Genomic DNA, 18,557 nt, shown 5'->3' on the forward strand with positions numbered 1-18,557 from the left:
AAATATAGCTCAGTAACGGTCACCGTATAGAGTGGAAATTTGTGCTTGTCAAAGGACAATTCGCTCCTATATACTCATGTCGCAAGTGACCTGACCCATATATACTACACAAATCCAAGGAGATGAACAATCCATGGCAATTAACTTGAATGTATACCTTGTTACCAATGGTAACGGGCGTGAAGCTGTCGAGTTCTACAAAGAGGCATTTGGTGCGGAAGTGCTCGCAATGCAGACGTTTGGGGAAGGCCCTTCCAGTCCGGATCATCCGATTCCACCAGAAGCCAAAGACTGGATTATGCATGCGTCTCTGCAAATCGGCAGTTCGGTGTTGATGTTATCGGATACGCTGCCTGGTATGCCTCACACCATTGGAGATAATATCACGGTGACGGTCAATACGGACACGGCTGAGCAAGCGAAGGATATTTTCAGTAAACTTGAAGTGGGCGGTAAAGTGAATATGCCGATTCAGGAAACGTTCTGGAGCCCGGCTTACGGTAATGTAACCGATAAGTTTGGTGTGCAGTTCCAAATCAGTGCAACTCCTGGACAAGCATAGGGACAGTTACAGTCTGGGCTTATGTGCTAAATATCAAGCATTAAACTATAAAACACGTAATAACTAAATAACTAGCTGGAAAAAACCTCCATCCGCTACATAATGCAGCGTGGAGGTTTTTTTGCTGTTTTTTTAAAGAAAGACTAATCTTCCTTCTGAATCTTGGACGGGTTGTTGATTTTATAGGGTACCGGATTGCGGGTTAATTTCTTTTTGATAATTTTAGCTTCAAAGGTTAGCACATCGCCAACTTCTAATTCCTGTTTCTTCATCGTTGCACTGTGACTGGACCAAGCCTCTCCGACCTCAATGACATCAGGCTCCGTAATGGTTACAGACTCATAAATGATAACTTCATCGTCATTGTCCGAGAAATGGTTGGGTACTGTCGTAAACTCCTTAACCACCCCGCTCATCTTCACTTTGCCTTCGGGCAGATCGATTTTAACGGCTTTTGTTTTCGGTGCAGCTTTGGTTTTGGATTTGGTTTCTGAAGTCGCATCGGCATTGCTGCCTGCCTGAGGCCCGATGTATTCCTCCACCAATCCGTCAGGATCACCTTTGAGCTCGGAGAAGGAATCTGGCCCATCCATGTCATCCTCCGGATTAACCAGCTCGGCTGACGAGTCGTCCTGGGCAGATGTTTCAGCGGAATCAGGGGCTTGTGCAGTGTAGCCCTGTTCCGTTCCCGTCTCTGCTCCCGCTCCGCTTAATCCTCTGGTGCTGTAGCTCGAAGCCTGCATTTCTTTGAGATAGGAGGGGTGAATGCAGTGTTTTTGCCCATTATCCAGCTCAATTACAGCCGTCATGTGATCCACAAAACCTAGAATGTTACAGGGCAGGTTCAGCCCGTTGCCTTTATAATAAAATGTTTTGAGTTTAGTTGCTTTCGCCGAAATCAGACCCCATTCCTGACACTTGGCAATTAACTCGTCTTCGTTGTCCAGTGCATAATATTCCGGTGGTTCAATCGTAAAAGCGTATGTCATATTGAATTTCCGCCTTTCAGTTGCTCTTATGTTCATCGTTTCCAAATTACCATCAGTGTAACACAATTATGTACCCGAAAGATGCAGATTCTGAAAGCTTGTGTGCAGGGGCTGTGCTATAATTTGAACAAAATATGAGATAAAAATATGATCATTGAAGTATTCAGGAAAAGCCTGTTTAGTCGTTCGACTTATATAGCTTCGAATCGCTTGATTCATACGTAGAGAAAGGATGACTTGATGTGGAGAAAAAGGTAAATCATCAGGCACTTTGGCTCGGAGTCGGTGTGGCTCTTGGTGCAAGCTTTGGTACAGCTACGGGGCAGATTGGACTGGGCATCGCTTTTGGTGCTGCTCTTGGCGTGGTGATCGGTTCCGTGGTCAGTAAACGTACAGGCGCCGATTCACATGAGATGTTAAGCGAGCATGTGCTGGAATTGCATAAACTGGAGGATTGGCAAGAGGCGCTCCAACGTTCGCAAGAGCATCCGGTGCTTTTGCTGAAACACAGCACAACTTGTCCCGTTAGTGCGCGAGCATATAGAGAGTTCATGGCTTTTGTCGGCACCAATGCATCCGATCCGAAACAGACGATGGAATATCGTATGGTGAAAGTTATCGAGAACCGTCCGTTATCCCGTCACATCGCCGAAGAGACCGAGGTTCGCCATGAATCGCCGCAGGTACTCCTACTCGATCAAGGGAAGGTTATTGAACACACTTCACATGGACACATCACCAAAAAACGGCTGACACAGTGGGCGCAGAATCCGTTCGGGTAGGGAGGGCTCTGGATCTAATTCTTGATTTCCTTTTTGTTGTAAAACCTTGAGATCTAAAATGTTTTCCCCGCTGGCATTAAGGGCAGGACTACTCGCAGTTCTTAAAAAAAAGATGACCTATTCAATGTAATCTTTAATCCTACATTGATATGTATTTACGTCAGACCCGTTCTTTCAGCTGATCGCTGAGAAGAACGGGTCTTTTTTACGCTTTTTTTACAGCCAGAGCGGCGTTTCTTTACCCCCTTTTTACAGCGATTCGTATTACGATTTTACTTGTAGCAAGCGAGAGGAACGGTAGAGAAGAGAGGATGAAGGACGCATGGTGAATGATGCAACGATGATTGGACTGATCGTACTGTTGTTTGCGGTGTTTTGGGGCTTTGTAAAATTTTGCGAGAAGGCCTGAGGGCAGAAAGGAAGGGCGAAAAGATGATTTTCATCGGCGTGATTGTCATGGCTCTGATTGTCTATCTCGGGTACGTGCTGTTGAAGCCAGAGAAATTCTAACGTAACTCTTCAGATCATGTGCCTGTAACTGAAGATAAATAACAGGTCAGCAGGAAACATCAAGGTTGAATTAGGGAGGATATACAGATATGGGTATCGGTGTAGTGCAGGTAGCGGTTACGCTACTCATCATATTGTTACTGGTGAAGCCAACGGGCAGTTATTTGGTGAGGGTATTTGACAGGCAACGAACGGGACTTGATCGTGTGTTTGGCGGGCCGGAGCGATTATTGTATCGGCTGATGGGGGTACGGGAAGATGAAACGATGGGGTGGAAAAAATATCTGTCTGCCGTGCTCATCTCCAATGCGGTCATGTTGATCCTGATGTTTCTGGTATTACGGCTGCAAAAGTTCCTGCCCCTCAATCCGGATGGGATCGATAACATGCCGGCTGCGCAGTCCTTTAACACAGCGGCATCGTTTATGACCAATACCAACTGGCAGTCCTATACGGGAGAGAATGCCCTGTCGTATCTGTCACAACTGCTCGCGGTAACGTTCCCGATGTTCACCTCGGCGGCAACGGGATTCGCGGTGGCGATTGCCTTTATTCGCGGATTAGTAGGCCGCCGGGATGATCTGGGTAACTTTTATGTCGACTTGGTTCGGTCGATTACTCGTATTTTTTTACCGCTCAGCCTCATTGTGGCCTTGTTCCTTGTATTTCAAGGGGTGCCGCAGACGCTGGCCGGTGCGGTGAAGGCAACCACGCTGGAGGGTGCACAGCAGACCATTACGCGTGGATTAGTGGCTTCGCTCGAGTCGATTAAACACATTGGAACCAACGGCGGGGGCTGGTTCGGCACCAATGCCGCGCATCCGTTTGAGAATCCAACGGCGCTGAGCAATCTGGTGCATATCGTTTGTATGATGTTGCTGCCGACAGCGCTGGTGTATGCATTTGGCTTAATCGTGAACAATCGGAAGCAGGGCTGGACGTTGTTTGCTGCAATGGGAGTTCTGTTCCTAGTGATGCTGACGACGGTATTTGTTTCCGAGTATCGCGGAGTGCCTGCGCTGGCTGCGAATGGACTACAAACCAACATGGAAGGTAAGGAGGTCAGGTTTGGGATTCCCGAATCGGCTTTGTTCACGGCTGTAACTACAGCAGCAACAACGGGGTCGGTGAACAACATGCATGAGTCACTTACTCCGCTTGGAGGTCTGGTCTCTCTTGCTCAGATGATGCTGAACAATGTATTTGGCGGCAAGGGTGTAGGTTTGTTGAATGGTCTGCTGTATGTGATCATTGCGGTCTTTATCTGCGGGTTGATGGTCGGCCGGACACCGGAGTTCCTGGGCAAAAAGATTGAAGGCAAAGAGATCAAGCTGGCCTGTATCGCCCTGCTGATTCATCCGTTGATTATTCTCGTGCCAACCGCACTCGCTTTAATAAGGCCGGAGGCCGTGGCTTCCATTTCCAATGGCGGTACACATGGGCTAACCGAGGTGTTGTACGCTTTTGCCTCAGGAGCGGCCAATAACGGATCGGCTTTTGCCGGAATGAACGCCAACACGGACTTTTACAATATCGCTATAGGGATTGTGATGTTGCTCGGAAGATATATCTCGATGATTGCCATGCTGGCGATAGCAGGTTCACTTGCCGTGAAACGGGTTGTCCCGGTTACCACAGGAACGCTACGGACGCATACACCGCTATTTGCAGGCATTCTGGTCATGATGATTGTGGTCGTAGGCGCGCTGACATTCTTCCCTTCGTTGGCTCTTGGTCCTATTGCGGAGCATTTGGCGATGGTGCGATGAGCGGCAGGTGAATGATACGAGGTGGTGATGGCTGAAGAAGTGGCAGGCGAATAAGCCAGCGGAGCGACAGCGACACAGCCAATAATTATGGAAGCACGGCAAAGGATTGAAGTAAGCACGTATAGTATGGAGGTGGCATTCACAATGAATGCAGTGGAACAAAACAAAGAACAAATTCATCAACGCATCAACCACGTTCAGCATCATCCCGGGTCGAAACGATCTTTAAATAAATCCATGTTGCTCCAGGCCATGCGAGATGCATTCAAAAAACTGAATCCGATGGTCATGATCAAAAATCCAGTCATGTTTATCGTGGAAGTCGGCACATTCATTACGTTGCTATTATGTATTGATCCCAATCTATTTACCGCTTCGGATGCAGGGCGAGGATACAATGTGGCTGTATTTTTTATTCTGCTCTTCACGTTGCTATTTGCCAATTTTGCCGAGGCGCTAGCGGAAGGGCGGGGCAAAGCACAGGCGGATACCCTGCGTAAGACAAAATCGGATACGATGGCCAATCTATTGCAGAAGGATGGAACTGTGAAACAGGTCGCTTCGACCGAGTTGAAAAAAGGGGACCTCGTCCGTGTGGAAGCCGGGCAACTCATTCCAACGGACGGTGAGATTACCCAAGGTTTGGCCTCTATCGATGAATCGGCTATTACAGGGGAGTCCGCCCCGGTGATCAAGGAAGCCGGCGGCGATTTCTCTTCAGTCACCGGAGGTACACGGGTGACCTCTGATTACATCATCATGCGAGTTCAGACCGATCCCGGCGAATCGTTTCTGGATCGAATGATCTCTCTCGTGGAAGGCGCACAGCGTCAGAAAACGCCAAACGAGATTGCCCTGACTACCCTTCTTGCCGTATTAACGCTAATCTTCCTGATCGTCATTGTGACGATGGTCCCTATGGCAAATTATCTCGGCATCCGGCTCGATCTGGCTACCTTAATTGCTCTGCTTGTGTGCCTGATTCCAACTACGATCGGCGGTCTGCTGTCTGCCATCGGGATTGCTGGCATGGATCGGGTGACACAGTTTAACGTGCTAGCGATGTCGGGGAAAGCGGTGGAAGCGGCTGGCGATATCGATACGTTGATTCTGGACAAAACAGGCACGATCACATACGGCAACCGGATGGCTTCTGAATTTATTCCGGTTCAGGGTGTAACTGTACCCGAGATGACACGGGCGGCGCTTCAAGCTTCAGTGCGAGATGAAACACCAGAAGGTCGTTCTGTCGTCGAGCTTGCAAGTAAGCAGGGGCAGAGCTGGGAGGAAGGCAACTACACCAATGCCGATCGTATCGAGTTTACTGCGGAAACACGCATGTCTGGTCTGAATCTGAGTGATGGAACGAAAATCCGCAAAGGCGCAGTAGATGCAATCAAGCGGTATGTGACCTCCGAAGGCGGACGTGTACCCGGTGATCTGGACGAAATCGCAACACAGATTGCAAAGGCCGGGGGGACACCACTGGCGGTAGCGATCCATAACCGAATCTATGGCGTGATTTATTTGAAAGATACCGTGAAACCCGGTCTCAAGGAGAAATTTGCCGAGATGCGTGCCATGGGTATCAAGACAATCATGTGCACCGGCGATAACCCGCTGACAGCAGCGACGATCGCACTGGAGGCGGGTGTGGATGATTTTATAGCGGAAGCGAAGCCTGAGGACAAGATTGCGGCGATCAAAAAAGAACAGCAGGAGGGTAAACTTGTCGCCATGACAGGCGACGGCACCAATGATGCTCCTGCTCTGGCGCAGGCCGATGTGGGCCTGGCGATGAATTCTGGAACCATGGCGGCCAAAGAAGCGGCTAACATGATTGACCTGGACTCTGACCCGACCAAGCTGTTGTCGGTAGTCTCTATAGGCAAGCAACTGCTGATTACCCGCGGCGCGCTGACCACCTTTTCCATATCCAACGATATCGCCAAGTATTTTGCTATCATTCCAGCGATGTTCATTCTCGCCATGCCACAGTTGCAGGCTCTGAACATTATGAATCTCTCTTCACCGCAGTCTGCAATTCTGTCCGCACTGATCTTTAATGCGATTATTATTCCGTTGCTCATTCCTATTGCGATGAAAGGCGTGAAATATCGTCCGATGTCTGCCGAACGGCTGCTGAGCCGCAACGTGTTCATCTATGGTGTTGGGGGTGTCATTGTACCGTTTATCGGCATCAAGCTGATTGACCTGGTTTTGTCAGGTTTGATGTAAATGTCATTGTAGCTGTGAAGTACAGGTGTGATGACATTCATGGTGAAGATAACGTGGTTGCCCGCCTTTTTGATATTACATTAAATCCATTCAGGAAGTGATTTGTATGAAGATGTTATTGCCCGCATTGCGGTTGTCTGTTGTGCTCATGCTAGTCTGTGGTCTGCTCTATCCGCTCGTCACAACGGGGGTGGCCCAGTTGCTGTTTCCTTCACAGGCAAACGGCAGTCTCATCATTCAAGATGGGAAAATCATCGGTTCATCCCTGTTAGCGCAGGAAGTGAAATCACCGGGATTGTTCCAGCCTCGCGCTTCAAATGCGAAATATGATCCGACCGCATCGGCAGGGTCTAATCGAGCGGTGGCATCTCCGGAATACATTGCAGAGATGAACCAAAAGCTGGCTACACTCCGCCAGGAAAATCCTACTCTGCCGCAACATATCCCTGCCGATCTGGTTACGGGTTCCGGTTCAGGGCTTGACCCGGACCTGTCTCCTGAAGCGGCTATGGCCCAAATTCCGCGGATCAGTCAAGCTACAGGACTTAGTAAGCAGAAGTTGACTCAGCTCATTCAGGATCATATACAAGGCCGCCAGTTAGGTATATTTGGGGAGCCTCGTGTGAATGTGATGGAGCTAAATCTGGCACTCACTACAGCACAGAAGAAGTAGAAGTGGAGTTCATTATAGGAAGGAGAGGAGGAGAGCGACAGCATGGAGGGCAGCTTCAAGCGGAAATCGCCGGAAGAGATGCTGCGTATGATTTCGAAGCTGCAAGAGGGCACGTTTAAAATCTACATTGGCCCGGTCAGCGGTTCAGGTAAAACGTATCATATGCTCAGAGACGGCAATCATTTGCGCGAGCAGGGCATAGATGTCGTCATATGTGCGGTCTCCACGATGAGAAGACCGGAAACGGTAGAACAGCTCGGTGAGCTTGAGCGTGTGCCCAGCATCCACTGGATTCGGAGCAGTGACGGAGCGGAGATGAAAGACTTAAATCTGGATGCATTGTTAATTCGCAATCCGGAGGTTGTTCTGGTCGATGGGTTGGCACATCGAAACCGGACGGGAGCAAGACATGTAACGAGACTGGAGGATATCCGTTTTCTATTGCGCCACAATATCAGTGTCATAACTACCGTGAATGTGTATGAGCTCGAGGGATATACCGAACTCGCCAGGCGGCTCACTGGAATTAAGGTGGCACATACCGTGCCGGCGGACACACTGGAACTGGCGGATGAAGTGAAGCTGATCGACGTTACGCCAGAGACCATTTTGAGTCGTCTTGCGGAAGGTCACCTGCAAGGGCACGGGGGTATGGACATTTTTCGCCATGGTAATCTTGGGATTTTACGTGAGCTGGCACTGAAACTTGTTGCAGAAGGGGTTAACGAGTCTTTACGTGAACATCGCGAGGAAATGGGTCTTCCGCCCGCAACAGGCATCATGGAACGCATTCTTGTCTCCGCGCAGTACCACTGGAACGGTTCGATCTACATTCAGCGCGGACAGCAGATTGCCCGTCGATTGAACGGGAGCTTGCATGTTGTTGTCTTCCGGCCCATGAAACAGCCACTAACGAAGGAAGCTACGGTATTTCGCCGCAGTATGATGAAACTAGTGGAGAAGATCGGCGGGCACATGGAGGAGCTTCCGGTCATACATCACCGCTATATCCCAGCCACATTGGCACAGTATGCGATCAGACAGCAGATTACCCGGATCGTTATGGGACATTCGCGGCGTACACGCCGGCAGGAGTTATGGCAGGGCTCTCTCATTAACTCGTTGCTTCGCAAACTGCAAGGAGTAGATTTACTACTGGTTGCAGATCGGTCGGCGCAAGAGGGCGAACGGGTTGTGCCGACAAAAGTAAGTGAAACGGAACAAAAAACCTATCGCAGACTCAGTGAGCAGGAGATAGAGGAACAGATTGGGCTGATTAGGCGCGGTACGTTCAAAATCTATATTGGAGCTGCTCCAGGGGTGGGCAAAACCTACATGATGCTGAGGGAAGGCAATGATCTGTTGCGCAAAGGCATCCATGTGCAAATCGGTTTGCTGGAAACCCATGGACGAGCGGACACGGTGGAACAAATCGGCTCTTTGTCCATCATCCCGCGAGCGCAGCGTGTGTATCAAAGCACATGCTTAGAGGAAATGGATACAGAAGCGATATTACGATTGCATCCCGAAGTGGTGCTTGTGGATGAGCTCGCGCATACCAACGTGCCTGGAAATGCTCGGCAAAAGCGTTACGAGGATGTGCTAAGGCTGCTGGACGCAGGCATATCCGTCATTACAACCGTGAACGTACAGCATCTTGAAAGCTTGAATGATGCCGTTGAGCATATTACCGGTGTTCGGGTGCGAGAAACGGTACCTGATCGGATCATTCAATTGGCAGACGAGGTGCAACTGATTGATGTCGCTCCCGAGGCCTTGCGGCAGCGCATGCGAGAGGGTAAAATCTATGCAACTGCCAAGGTGGAGCAGGCGCTTGCGAATTTTTTTAAAATGGGTAATCTGATCGCATTGCGTGAACTGGCTCTACGCGAACTTGCAGACGATGTGGATGAGCGGCTGGAATCGCAGCGAGCGGCGCGAACACTACGGGGCCCATGGCGCCGTGAGGAGTCGGTTTTTGTGTGTGTCAGCAGTGACCGTCACGCCGAACGGTTAATTCGTAGAGGTTTTCGCATGGCTTATCGGCTGAAGGCATCCTGGCATGTCCATCATGTACACATCGGCACAGGCATGGCAATGACTCCTGAAGTGAAGGAGCACCTGGCAGGATTGGAGCAACTCACTGTGCGGCTAGGAGGGCATTTTCATATCCATCAAAGTGCAAAGTTGCGGGAAGTACCAGGTATTTTGGATGCAAAGGCTACGGAAGCGAAGGCGACACAACTGGTAGTTGGGCAGGCGAAACGGGTATGGTGGCTGAATGGTCATCGTGGCTCGGGATCGGTGGTGAACCAGCTTGTTCGTCTGTCGAGACATCGTGATGTATTGATCGTAGCGGATGATGATTATAAATAAAGCGGGTGGAATTGAATTTGTCTGAACATCAGGAAGAGGGCAAAGATCAGGAAAGCTTACAGGGAATCTCTCGCCAGAAAAGGGTTCCTGCCTATATATGGGTAACATTTGCCATCATCCTGTTAACCGTACTGCTTCATACCATTGGGATGAGTGATGACTTGGTCAACGTTGCACTGGTGTACCTGTTTCCCATACTGATTAGTGCTGTATATTGGGGAATGGGGCCGGCAGTATATGCAGCGACCCTTAGTGTTGTCATGTTTGATTTCTTTTTTGTTCCACCTTATCTCAGTTTTACGATAGAGGATTTGCGATATCTGATTTCGTTTGGGGTGTATTTGGCTGTCGCCGTCATGACGGCAAGTCTCGCCGGACGTTTACGGCAACAGCTGGATCGGGTTAAATCTCGTGAAGCCACAACGAATGCCCTGTATGATCTTAGTCGACAGATCACTGCAATTACTAATCTGGATACCTTGTTGGATAACATGACGAGCCAGATATCCCTTATGCTCGGAAGTCCAGCCGCCATATATCTGCCGGATCAGCAGGGTGAACTGAAGCTTTGGACGAAACAGAGACCTGCGTCTGAGATCGGGACAGAGAAGAATGCCTGGGGAAGCCGTTCTTCGGAGCTGGCTATCGCGGATTGGGTCTATAAACAGGGGCAGATCGCAGGCAAAGGTACACCAAAGCTTGGTGAGTCGGCGGGGCTGTATGTTCCGTTACGAACAGAGAATCACATTCACGGTGTACTTGCCGTATACATGACTACTAGTGAGCCGGAGAAGCAACAGGAACAGGGCCAGCTGCTGGAAGCCTGCGGCAGTCTTGCGGCAGGTGCAATCGCCCGGGTGAAGCTGGCTGAGGAAGCGCGCCTTGCTCAAGTTACCGCTGAATCAGAGCGCATCCGAACTGCGCTGCTGGATTCGGTATCCCATGAGCTACGTACGCCGTTAACTGCCATTATCGGTTCAGCCACAGGGCTGATAGAGAATGACAGTCTTTTTACACCCGAGGATCGCCTGGAATTGACTGGTAACATCCGTGACGGCGCGTTGCGTATGAATCGTCTCGTAACCAACTTGCTTGGCATGGTGCGGCTGGAGAGCGGTATGCTACAACTTAATCGCAAATGGTGTGATGTAGGAGATATGATTAGCGTTGTTTTGGCAAAAGTCAGAGAATTCAGCCCTCACCGCAAAGTTACGGTACAACTGCCGGAAGAACCGGCCTTTTTTGACGGAGATGAAGTGTTGTTGGAACAGGTACTTGTGAACATCGTCAGCAATGCAATCAAATATTCACCCGACGAGAGCATGGTGATCATAAGGGTAAAGAATGAACCGAGACAGAGTTGTGTGACCTTCATCGTAGATGATCAGGGTGTTGGGATTGAGGAAGCGGAGCGCACTCGCGTGTTTGATAAGTTTTATCGCTCACCCTCCACGCAGCATATTACGGGAACTGGATTGGGGCTTGCCATCTGCAAAGGGATTGTGCAGGTTCACGGAGGTACAATCCAAGCTGAGGGCAATCCGGATGGAGGAACAAGAATACGTATAGAGTTGCCTGTGGGAAGGGATGAAGTGCGATTTTCCTATACAGGGCAAGGAGAGGTTGGAGATTAGATGAATGCCGCATTAGGGGCTCGCATTCTGGTGATTGATGATGAACCGCAGATTCGCAAACTGCTAAAAGTGACTCTTCAGGCTCACCAATATGATCATTATGAGTGTGCTGATGGAGAGGAGGGTATTACGCAGGCAAGTGTGGTGCATCCCGATTTGATCATTCTGGATCTGGGTTTGCCAGGCATATCTGGCATGGACGTGCTTCACCGAATAAGGGAATGGTCACAGGTGCCAATTATTGTGCTGACAGCAAAAGATCAGGAGGCTGATAAGATTGCCGCACTGGATGCAGGTGCAGATGATTATGTGACGAAGCCGTTTGGCATGGGTGAACTGGTTGCCCGGATTCGAGTGGCGCTGCGACATGTGGCCAAAACAACGGATGAACCCATTTTGCGATTTGGCTCACTGGTTATCGATCTGGCTCTCAGGCAGGTTGAGCTGGACGGAGAACAGGTCAAATTAACGCCAACCGAATATGAGATGCTGAAGGTGCTTGCCTCGAATGCAGGCAAAATTATTACCCAGCGCCAGCTTTTACAGCAAGTATGGGGTCCACATCATCATGAGTCGGACAGCCACTATTTGCGAGTTTATGTGGGTCATTTGCGTAAAAAGCTAAAGGAAGATCCTACTCGTCCATTCTATATTCAGACGGAACCAGGGATTGGATATCGTTTTCTACTGCCTGCGGAGTAATGGAGTAATCTGAAAATAAGTGAAAAAAAACACCGTCCCTTCGATTTCGAAAGGAACGGTGCTACTTTTGTATATCTTGATGTTTTTATTATGAGAATTTAGGCAGCCAGTCGCCATGAGCTTCAATCAAATCGTCGCACATCGCCACGATGTCGTCCATGGACAGCTCAGCAGCCGTATGCGGATCAAGCATAGCCGCGTGATAGATATGCTCTTTTTTGCCAGTCATAGCGGCTTCAATGGTAAGCAATTGGGTGTTGATATTGGTACGGTTCAGCGCTGCCAGCTGTGGCGGCAGATCACCAATATATGTTGGGCTGATACCCGAACCATCGACCAGACAAGGCACCTCGACACAAGCTTCGCGTGGCAGGTTGGTGATGAGCCCGTTGTTTATAACGTTACCGCCAATTTTGTACGGGCGATCCGTCTCCATCGCTTCCATGATATGCGAAGCATATTCATGACTGCGGGTATGTTGAATATTTTCACTCGCAAACAGCTTCTCCCGCATTTCCTTCCATTCTGCAATCTGGTTCACACAGCGACGTGGATATTCGTCGAGTGGAATGTTGTAATGTTCGATCAATTCCGGGTAGTTGCGTTTAATAAAATACGGATGATATTCTGCACTATGCTCAGAAGACTCGGTAACATAATAACCGAAGCGATGCATCAGTTCATAACGTACCATGTCATCATGTGTCTCCTGCTGTTTCTGTCTGGCAAGACGTTTGATCTCAGGATATAGATCGACACCATCCTTTGTTACTTCCAGGAGCCATGCCATGTGGTTAATCCCGGCGATTTTGGCAACGACACCCGTCTGGTCAATCCCCAGCGTATCGAACAGATGAGGTACGCAGACTTGTACACTGTGACACAGACCGATCGTTTTAATTCCGCCATGCACGTTCATGACATTGGTGAGTACAGCCATCGGGTTCGTATAGTTGAGGAACCAGGCATCCGGGCACACTTCCTGCATATCCTTGGCGAAGTCCAGCATCACCGGAATGGTACGCAAGTTACGGAAGATTCCGCCAATGCCGAGCGTATCGGCAATCGTTTGACGCAGGCCGTATTTCTTCGGAATCTCAAAATCGGTAATCGTACACGGGTCATATCCGCCCACCTGAATGGCATTGATGACATATTTAGCTCCGCGGAGCGCTTCCTTGCGGTCATGGTATGTTTTAACGGAACAGCGGCTTCCCAGCGACTGAGCCAGGCTTTTTAACAAACGCTCCGAGTCACTTAGACGTTCAGCATCAATATCAAACAAGGCCAGTTCAAAGTCTTGCAAGGCCTCCGTCATCATCACATCACCCAATACATTTTTGACAAAAACGGTGCTGCCTGCACCGAGAAACGTAATTTTGTTCATTTCAACTTCATCCTTCCCGAAAAATGTTGTACCCCAACTATAGGCCGAACAGGCCCATATCACTATGGCTCAAACCCTCTCAAATATGGCATAATCCCATTTTTGTTTTCGTTTTCAGCAAGATTTCCTCTCTTCTACCTGTTATAATTTATTGTGTGTACTGGTAAGGGAATATGTGAGCTCACATTAAGATATCTTTAACCTCATCGTCGAAAGGAGGGGAAACATGAGTCGAAAAGTGGAAATGAATGTGGTCTCTGCCGGCTGGACGCAGATGGAACTGGTCTTGTTATTTTATGGTTGGGAGGCATGTGATCCTGCCCACTATTGGGGGCCGGGGGTGCGTGATTCCTATATTGTGCATTACGTACATGAGGGTCATGGTACGGTATATATGGGAGATCGGGAATATCCTCTGGGCGAGGGCCAAGGATTTCTCATATTACCCGACACGGTCATTCATTATGAAGCCGATGCTGAGGAGCCTTGGACATATTCATGGTTTGGCTTCAGAGGTGTACAGGCGAAGGCTTTTATGCAACGTGCGCAGTTAAGCGAGGAGCACCCGGTATTTACTGCTCATGATAAGAATATGATGGCAGCGCTGTATGACGAGATGCTTCAGGCCGGAACGAGCTCTGTTGCAGGAGGGGATGTGCTACATCAAAGTCTGTTATACCGACTTATGGCGGCATTAATCGCATCCTCACCGATCAAAGAAGAAGAAAATCCGCTCCTTTCGACGAAAGAGACTTATATTCGGCAGGCTGTGCAGTTTATGGAGAACCGGTATAGCCAGCGTACTTCTATTCTGGATATCGCACAGGCGGTCGGGCTGGATCGAACGTATTTATCGGGGTTGTTCAAAGAGCGATATGGCAAGTCGCTGCAAGCCTTTTTCTTAGAGTATCGCATGAATCGTGCAGCGGAGTTGCTTCGTAACCCGATGCTGTCTGTGAGTGAAGTAGCCCACTCCGTTGGATACACCGACCCGCTGCTTTTTTCCAAAATGTTCAAACGTGTGACGGGGGTGTCACCCAAGGGCTCGCGAGTGCGAGATTAGCCGCAATCATGATTTTAAATTTTGAAAGAAAAGTTTTGAACATTATTCCGTATGCCGCTATACTGATACAGAAGTGTAACAGATACCAACTTTTAGTGAATTGAATACGTGGAACTTGGTGCTCTACCCGCTGGGGTAGAAGCTTAAAAGGGAAGTCCGGTGTGATGCCGGCGCGGTCCCGCCACTGTAACAGAGGAGTCAGGCAGCATATCCACTGGTCTTACGAAGACCGGGAAGGAGCTGCTATGGCAATGATACTGGAGCCAGGAGACCTGCCAGGTTGGACAAACACAGCAGTACCCTACGGGAGATAGGAAGGTGTTTAAAGAGCATGATTTTTTCTGAAAATCTGTTTATTTAAGGCGTCCTTATCCCGTGAAACGGAAAGGGCGCTTTTTTGGCTTGAATTGGCTTGTATTGAATGGAATGAAAATGAAGGCGTACACGCGCATTAAACCGGGAAGGGCGTTTTATTATTGGGCAGATATATCGTTAAACGGTTATTACAACTGGTCGCCGTTCTGTTTGGAATCACCTTCCTGACATTTCTATTAACGTATCTGTCTCCTGGAGATCCCGCCAGACTGATGCTGATGTCTACCGGAGTCACACCTTCGGATGAACTGGTCAGACAGGTGAGGTCAGAGCTTGGGCTGGACAAGCCATTTCTGGTTCGGTATGGCACATGGCTGGGACAAGTAGTCACTGGAGACTTTGGTACGTCGTATAAATATGACCGTCCGGTGCTGGATGTGTTAATGGCCCGCCTTCCAGCAACGCTCAAGTTAACCGGGAGCGCAATGCTTCTGGTGATTTTGATTTCCTTTCCGCTCGGAGTTCTTTCGGCTGTACGCCGGAATCAATGGCTGGATTATGTGATTCGCCTGTTTTCGTTTGCCGGTCTATCCATGCCGAGCTTCTGGCTGGGGATGTTGCTGATGCTGGTATTTGGTGTGCAGCTGAAGCTGCTGCCGGTCATGGGTAGTTCCGGCTGGAACAGCCTGATCCTGCCTGCTGCGACACTCGCGATTCCATTGATCGCCCAATACAGCCGGCAGATTCGTGCAGTCATGCTGGAGGAGACAAGCCAGAATTACGTAGTGGGTGCAAGAGCAAGAGGTGTGAAGGAATCAATGATTATTTGGCGACATATTTTGCCCAATTCACTGTTGCCAATTGTGACCTTGCTAGGCATGACAACAGGAGCACTACTTGGCGGAGCAGCAATTGTGGAGAGTTTATTCGTATGGCCGGGAGTAGGACAGATGGCGGTGGATGCCATTTTCACCCGCGATTACCCCCTGATACAGGGTTATGTAATCTGGATGGCAGTCATCTATGTCACCCTGAATCTGATCGTGGATCTCTGGACACATCTTCGCGATCCGCGCATTCAACTGGATGTGGATGTGTAGATGGTGATGAAGATTCGAGCATATCTGACACAACGTCGTCTATTTATTTTCTTGCTATCCCTGACCACAGGCTGGATCGTTCTGGCTCTGATTGCGCCGCTTCTGGCGCCTCACGATCCACTTGCTACGAATTTTGCCAAAGTGTTGCAGCCATCCAGCCCCGAATATCCACTCGGTACGGATCAGCTTGGGCGATGTGTCCTGTCCCGACTTTTATATGGAGCACGCACCTCTCTGCTGCTTACATTTATGATGATCGGTATTGTTTTCGGCTTAGGTGTAGCGGTTGGTGTCGTCGCAGGTTTTCTGCGAGGGCTGGTGGATACGCTGCTGATGCGGCTGTGCGATACGTTGATGGCATTTCCGGGTTTGATTTTTGCTATTGCCGTAGTAGGCATGTTAGGGCCGGGGTTATTTAACACGGTGGTCGCACTGTCAGTTGTCTGGTGGGCAAAGTATGCACGGATGGCCCGAAGCCTGGTCATTTCTCTTCAGCAAAAAGAGTTCGTCACTGCCGCCGCGTTCAGCGGTGCGCGTAAAATCCAGATCATTAGCAGAACGATTCTGCCGAATATGTTGCCACCCTTGATCGTCATGGCGATGATGGACGTAGGCGGCATGATGTTGTCGATTTCGGGTCTGTCCTTTCTCGGACTTGGTGCACAGCCGCCTGATCCCGAGTGGGGAGCGATGTTGAATGAAGGCAGAAGATATCTGCAGACAGCGCCTTGGCTGTTAATCTATCCGGGGCTCGCGATATTTAGCACGGTTATCATTTTTAATTTGCTGGGGGACAGTCTGCGAGATGTGCTTGATCCCAAGAAAAATACAGTGTAACTGAGGGGAATGGGGAAGTATGGGTAAGTTTCAAAAAACATGGCTACTGGCTATCATATCAATGATGACTATTCTGTTGCTCGCGGCCTGTGGTAACGACAAAAATTCAACACCTTCATCATCCGATGCTACGGGGAAAAAGGCAGGGGTGGATGCGAGTGGTGCGGCTGGTGAGGACAAGAAATCACATCTGAATGTGGCCTTGTTCTGGCTGGGGAGTAGCCTTGATCCTGCGGAGGAATGGAACGGCTGGACGCTGACGCGCGCGGCTATTGGGGAGACGTTGATTCAGTTTGATGAGCAGATGAAGATCGTCCCCAAACTTGCCGATAAGTGGGATCGGATCGATGATACAACCTGGCATTTTCATATTCGCGACGGAGTAACGTTCCATAATGGCAATCCCGTGACTGCGGATGCGGTTAAAAAATCAATCGAACGCTCCATCTCGCTGAATGAGAGAGGTCAATCCACACTGCCAATTGCGTCAATGACTGCCAAGGGGCAGGATCTGACGATCAAAACAACACAGCCAGATGCCTCACTGCTAGGCAATATTGCAGAGCCACTGTTTATTATCGTGGATACGAGTGCAGATACATCAAAATTCAAGAGTGAGCCCATCGCTACCGGGCCGTTCATGGTTACAGGATATACGCCCGACCAGGAGATTCAGGTGAAAAAGTACGATAAGTACTGGGGTGGCGCGGCTGATCTGGATACGATGACACTAAAATACATCAAGGATGACAATACACGGGCGCTGGCACTGCAATCAGGGGAAATCGATGTAGCGAGTAATGTGGGACGCAGCCAGATGCCTCTTTTTCAGGATAAAACACAATATACGATTGATGAAATTCCGAGCCTCCGTACGCAGTTTGTGTGGTTTAACACGACCCATTCACTGCTAAGCGATGTAAAGGTTCGCCGTGCCATATCTTACGGAATTGACCGCGAAATGTACGCGAATACGCTGGTGGGTGGACAAGCAGCCAAAGGTCCGTTTACCTCTGCATTGCCTTTTGGGTACGACAAAATTACCGGATATGATTACGAGCCCGCGAAGGCAAAACAATTGCTGGATGAGGCTGGATATCAGGATGCTGATGGAGATGGCATTCGTGAAAAGGAAGGGAAGAAGCTGTCGTTACAACTCATTCTTAACTCAGCTTATGAATCCGATTCCGTTGTGGCTGCTGCGATGCAGTCCCAGCTTAAAGAAATTGGGGTTGAGCTGGAGCTCACCTCATATGAGGATCTCACTGACCATCAGAAGAGTGGGAATTATGATCTGGCTCTGACGAGCATCAATACAGGCATAACGGGTGATCCGCAGTATATTCTCGACTTTTATTTCAAAACAGGTGCGGAGTGGAATGTTGGCGGATACAGCAATCCGAAGCTTGACGAGCTTATTGAGCGTCTTCACTCGGAGTTTGATGTGGAGAAGCGTTATGCACTTGCGGCAGAAGCGCAACAGATGATTCTGGACGATGCTGCTTATATGTTCTTGACATATACACCGATTAATATCGTCAGCAAAAGTAATGTAAAGGGTGCAACGATGTACCCGATCGACTTCTATCTGCTAGATCGCAACATTAAGGTCGAGTAGTG

15 protein-coding genes and 1 riboswitch are annotated in these 18,557 nt (G+C 49.3%); of the genes, 13 read left to right on the forward strand and 2 right to left on the reverse strand.

Annotated features, from left to right (window positions below):
• The first annotated feature begins 133 nt into the window (after positions 1-133).
• Positions 134-562 carry a VOC family protein gene (locus tag MHI38_RS17510; RefSeq protein ID WP_154891512.1) on the forward strand — a complete coding sequence of 143 codons (429 nt, stop codon included), beginning with the start codon at positions 134-136 and terminating at the stop codon, positions 560-562.
• A 143-nt stretch (positions 563-705) separates the two neighbouring features.
• Here MHI38_RS17510 and MHI38_RS17515 read toward each other — a convergent pair whose 3' ends face one another.
• Positions 706-1,551, reverse strand: a complete 846-nt coding sequence (locus tag MHI38_RS17515; protein ID WP_308723407.1) for a hypothetical protein — start codon at positions 1,549-1,551, stop codon at positions 706-708.
• A 242-nt stretch (positions 1,552-1,793) separates the two neighbouring features.
• Between MHI38_RS17515 and ytxJ the strand changes: the two genes are divergently transcribed.
• From ytxJ to MHI38_RS17550, 8 genes are all read left to right on the forward strand, one after another.
• On the forward strand, positions 1,794-2,333 hold the full coding sequence (ytxJ, locus tag MHI38_RS17520; RefSeq protein ID WP_253498604.1) for a bacillithiol system redox-active protein YtxJ: 540 nt from the start codon (positions 1,794-1,796) through the stop codon (positions 2,331-2,333).
• A gap of 432 nt (positions 2,334-2,765) precedes the next feature.
• Positions 2,766-2,843: a K(+)-transporting ATPase subunit F gene (gene kdpF / locus MHI38_RS28785; RefSeq protein WP_373323320.1), complete on the forward strand. Its 78-nt coding sequence runs from the start codon at positions 2,766-2,768 to the stop codon at positions 2,841-2,843.
• Between the two features lie 95 nt (positions 2,844-2,938).
• Positions 2,939-4,612, forward strand: coding sequence for a potassium-transporting ATPase subunit KdpA (gene kdpA, locus MHI38_RS17525; protein ID WP_341181931.1), 1,674 nt, complete (start codon positions 2,939-2,941; stop codon positions 4,610-4,612).
• Between the two features lie 144 nt (positions 4,613-4,756).
• The gene (gene kdpB / locus MHI38_RS17530; RefSeq protein WP_341181472.1) at positions 4,757-6,850 is read left to right on the forward strand and encodes a potassium-transporting ATPase subunit KdpB; all 2,094 of its coding nucleotides are present in this window, start codon (positions 4,757-4,759) and stop codon (positions 6,848-6,850) included.
• Between the two features lie 106 nt (positions 6,851-6,956).
• A complete protein-coding gene (gene kdpC / locus MHI38_RS17535; protein WP_341181473.1) occupies positions 6,957-7,523 on the forward strand; it encodes a potassium-transporting ATPase subunit KdpC in 567 nt (188 codons plus the stop codon).
• Between the two features lie 42 nt (positions 7,524-7,565).
• Positions 7,566-9,899, forward strand: coding sequence for a histidine kinase (locus MHI38_RS17540; RefSeq protein ID WP_341181474.1), 2,334 nt, complete (start codon positions 7,566-7,568; stop codon positions 9,897-9,899).
• 17 nt (positions 9,900-9,916) lie between these two features.
• A complete protein-coding gene (locus tag MHI38_RS17545) occupies positions 9,917-11,533 on the forward strand; it encodes an ATP-binding protein (protein WP_341181475.1) in 1,617 nt (538 codons plus the stop codon).
• Complete coding sequence (locus MHI38_RS17550) at positions 11,534-12,235, forward strand: response regulator (protein ID WP_336121346.1); 702 nt, start codon at positions 11,534-11,536, stop codon at positions 12,233-12,235.
• 88 nt (positions 12,236-12,323) lie between these two features.
• On the opposite strand, the gene MHI38_RS17555 is transcribed toward MHI38_RS17550, so the two are convergent.
• On the reverse strand, positions 12,324-13,622 hold the full coding sequence (locus MHI38_RS17555) for an alpha-glucosidase/alpha-galactosidase (protein ID WP_341181476.1): 1,299 nt from the start codon (positions 13,620-13,622) through the stop codon (positions 12,324-12,326).
• A 226-nt stretch (positions 13,623-13,848) separates the two neighbouring features.
• On the opposite strand from MHI38_RS17555, the gene MHI38_RS17560 reads away from it, so the two are divergent.
• From MHI38_RS17560 to MHI38_RS17575, 4 genes are all read left to right on the forward strand, one after another.
• On the forward strand, positions 13,849-14,685 hold the full coding sequence (locus MHI38_RS17560; RefSeq protein WP_221790163.1) for an AraC family transcriptional regulator: 837 nt from the start codon (positions 13,849-13,851) through the stop codon (positions 14,683-14,685).
• A gap of 99 nt (positions 14,686-14,784) precedes the next feature.
• A riboswitch (cobalamin riboswitch) is annotated at positions 14,785-14,979 on the forward strand.
• A 182-nt stretch (positions 14,980-15,161) separates the two neighbouring features.
• Positions 15,162-16,100 carry a nickel ABC transporter permease gene (gene nikB, locus MHI38_RS17565; protein ID WP_221790165.1) on the forward strand — a complete coding sequence of 313 codons (939 nt, stop codon included), beginning with the start codon at positions 15,162-15,164 and terminating at the stop codon, positions 16,098-16,100.
• Positions 16,101-16,106: 6 nt separating this feature from the next.
• Positions 16,107-16,937: a nickel transporter permease gene (gene nikC / locus MHI38_RS17570; RefSeq protein WP_260511044.1), complete on the forward strand. Its 831-nt coding sequence runs from the start codon at positions 16,107-16,109 to the stop codon at positions 16,935-16,937.
• Between the two features lie 19 nt (positions 16,938-16,956).
• Entirely contained in the window at positions 16,957-18,555 is a 1,599-nt protein-coding gene (locus MHI38_RS17575; RefSeq protein WP_154891500.1) for an ABC transporter substrate-binding protein, read from the forward strand.
• Positions 18,556-18,557: the final 2 nt, after the last annotated feature.

The organism is Paenibacillus sp. FSL K6-1558, from assembly GCF_038002565.1.
GTDB classification, from domain to species: Bacteria; Bacillota; Bacilli; order Paenibacillales; family Paenibacillaceae; genus Paenibacillus; species Paenibacillus polysaccharolyticus.

What these genes read in the sequence shown, in the direction of transcription:
- MHI38_RS17510 (WP_154891512.1), top strand. Translation starts at nt 134, where the DNA reads ATGGCAATTAACTTGAATGTATACCTTGTTACCAATGGTAACGGGCGT.
- MHI38_RS17560 (WP_221790163.1), top strand. Translation starts at nt 13,849, where the DNA reads ATGAGTCGAAAAGTGGAAATGAATGTGGTCTCTGCCGGCTGGACGCAG.
- MHI38_RS17540 (WP_341181474.1), top strand. Translation starts at nt 7,566, where the DNA reads ATGGAGGGCAGCTTCAAGCGGAAATCGCCGGAAGAGATGCTGCGTATG.
- kdpC (WP_341181473.1), top strand. Translation starts at nt 6,957, where the DNA reads ATGAAGATGTTATTGCCCGCATTGCGGTTGTCTGTTGTGCTCATGCTA.
- kdpB (WP_341181472.1), top strand. Translation starts at nt 4,757, where the DNA reads ATGAATGCAGTGGAACAAAACAAAGAACAAATTCATCAACGCATCAAC.
- kdpF (WP_373323320.1), top strand. Translation starts at nt 2,766, where the DNA reads ATGATTTTCATCGGCGTGATTGTCATGGCTCTGATTGTCTATCTCGGG.
- MHI38_RS17515 (WP_308723407.1), bottom strand. Translation starts at nt 1,551, where the DNA reads ATGACATACGCTTTTACGATTGAACCACCGGAATATTATGCACTGGAC.
- MHI38_RS17575 (WP_154891500.1), top strand. Translation starts at nt 16,957, where the DNA reads ATGGGTAAGTTTCAAAAAACATGGCTACTGGCTATCATATCAATGATG.
- MHI38_RS17550 (WP_336121346.1), top strand. Translation starts at nt 11,534, where the DNA reads ATGAATGCCGCATTAGGGGCTCGCATTCTGGTGATTGATGATGAACCG.
- nikC (WP_260511044.1), top strand. Translation starts at nt 16,107, where the DNA reads ATGAAGATTCGAGCATATCTGACACAACGTCGTCTATTTATTTTCTTG.
- MHI38_RS17555 (WP_341181476.1), bottom strand. Translation starts at nt 13,622, where the DNA reads ATGAACAAAATTACGTTTCTCGGTGCAGGCAGCACCGTTTTTGTCAAA.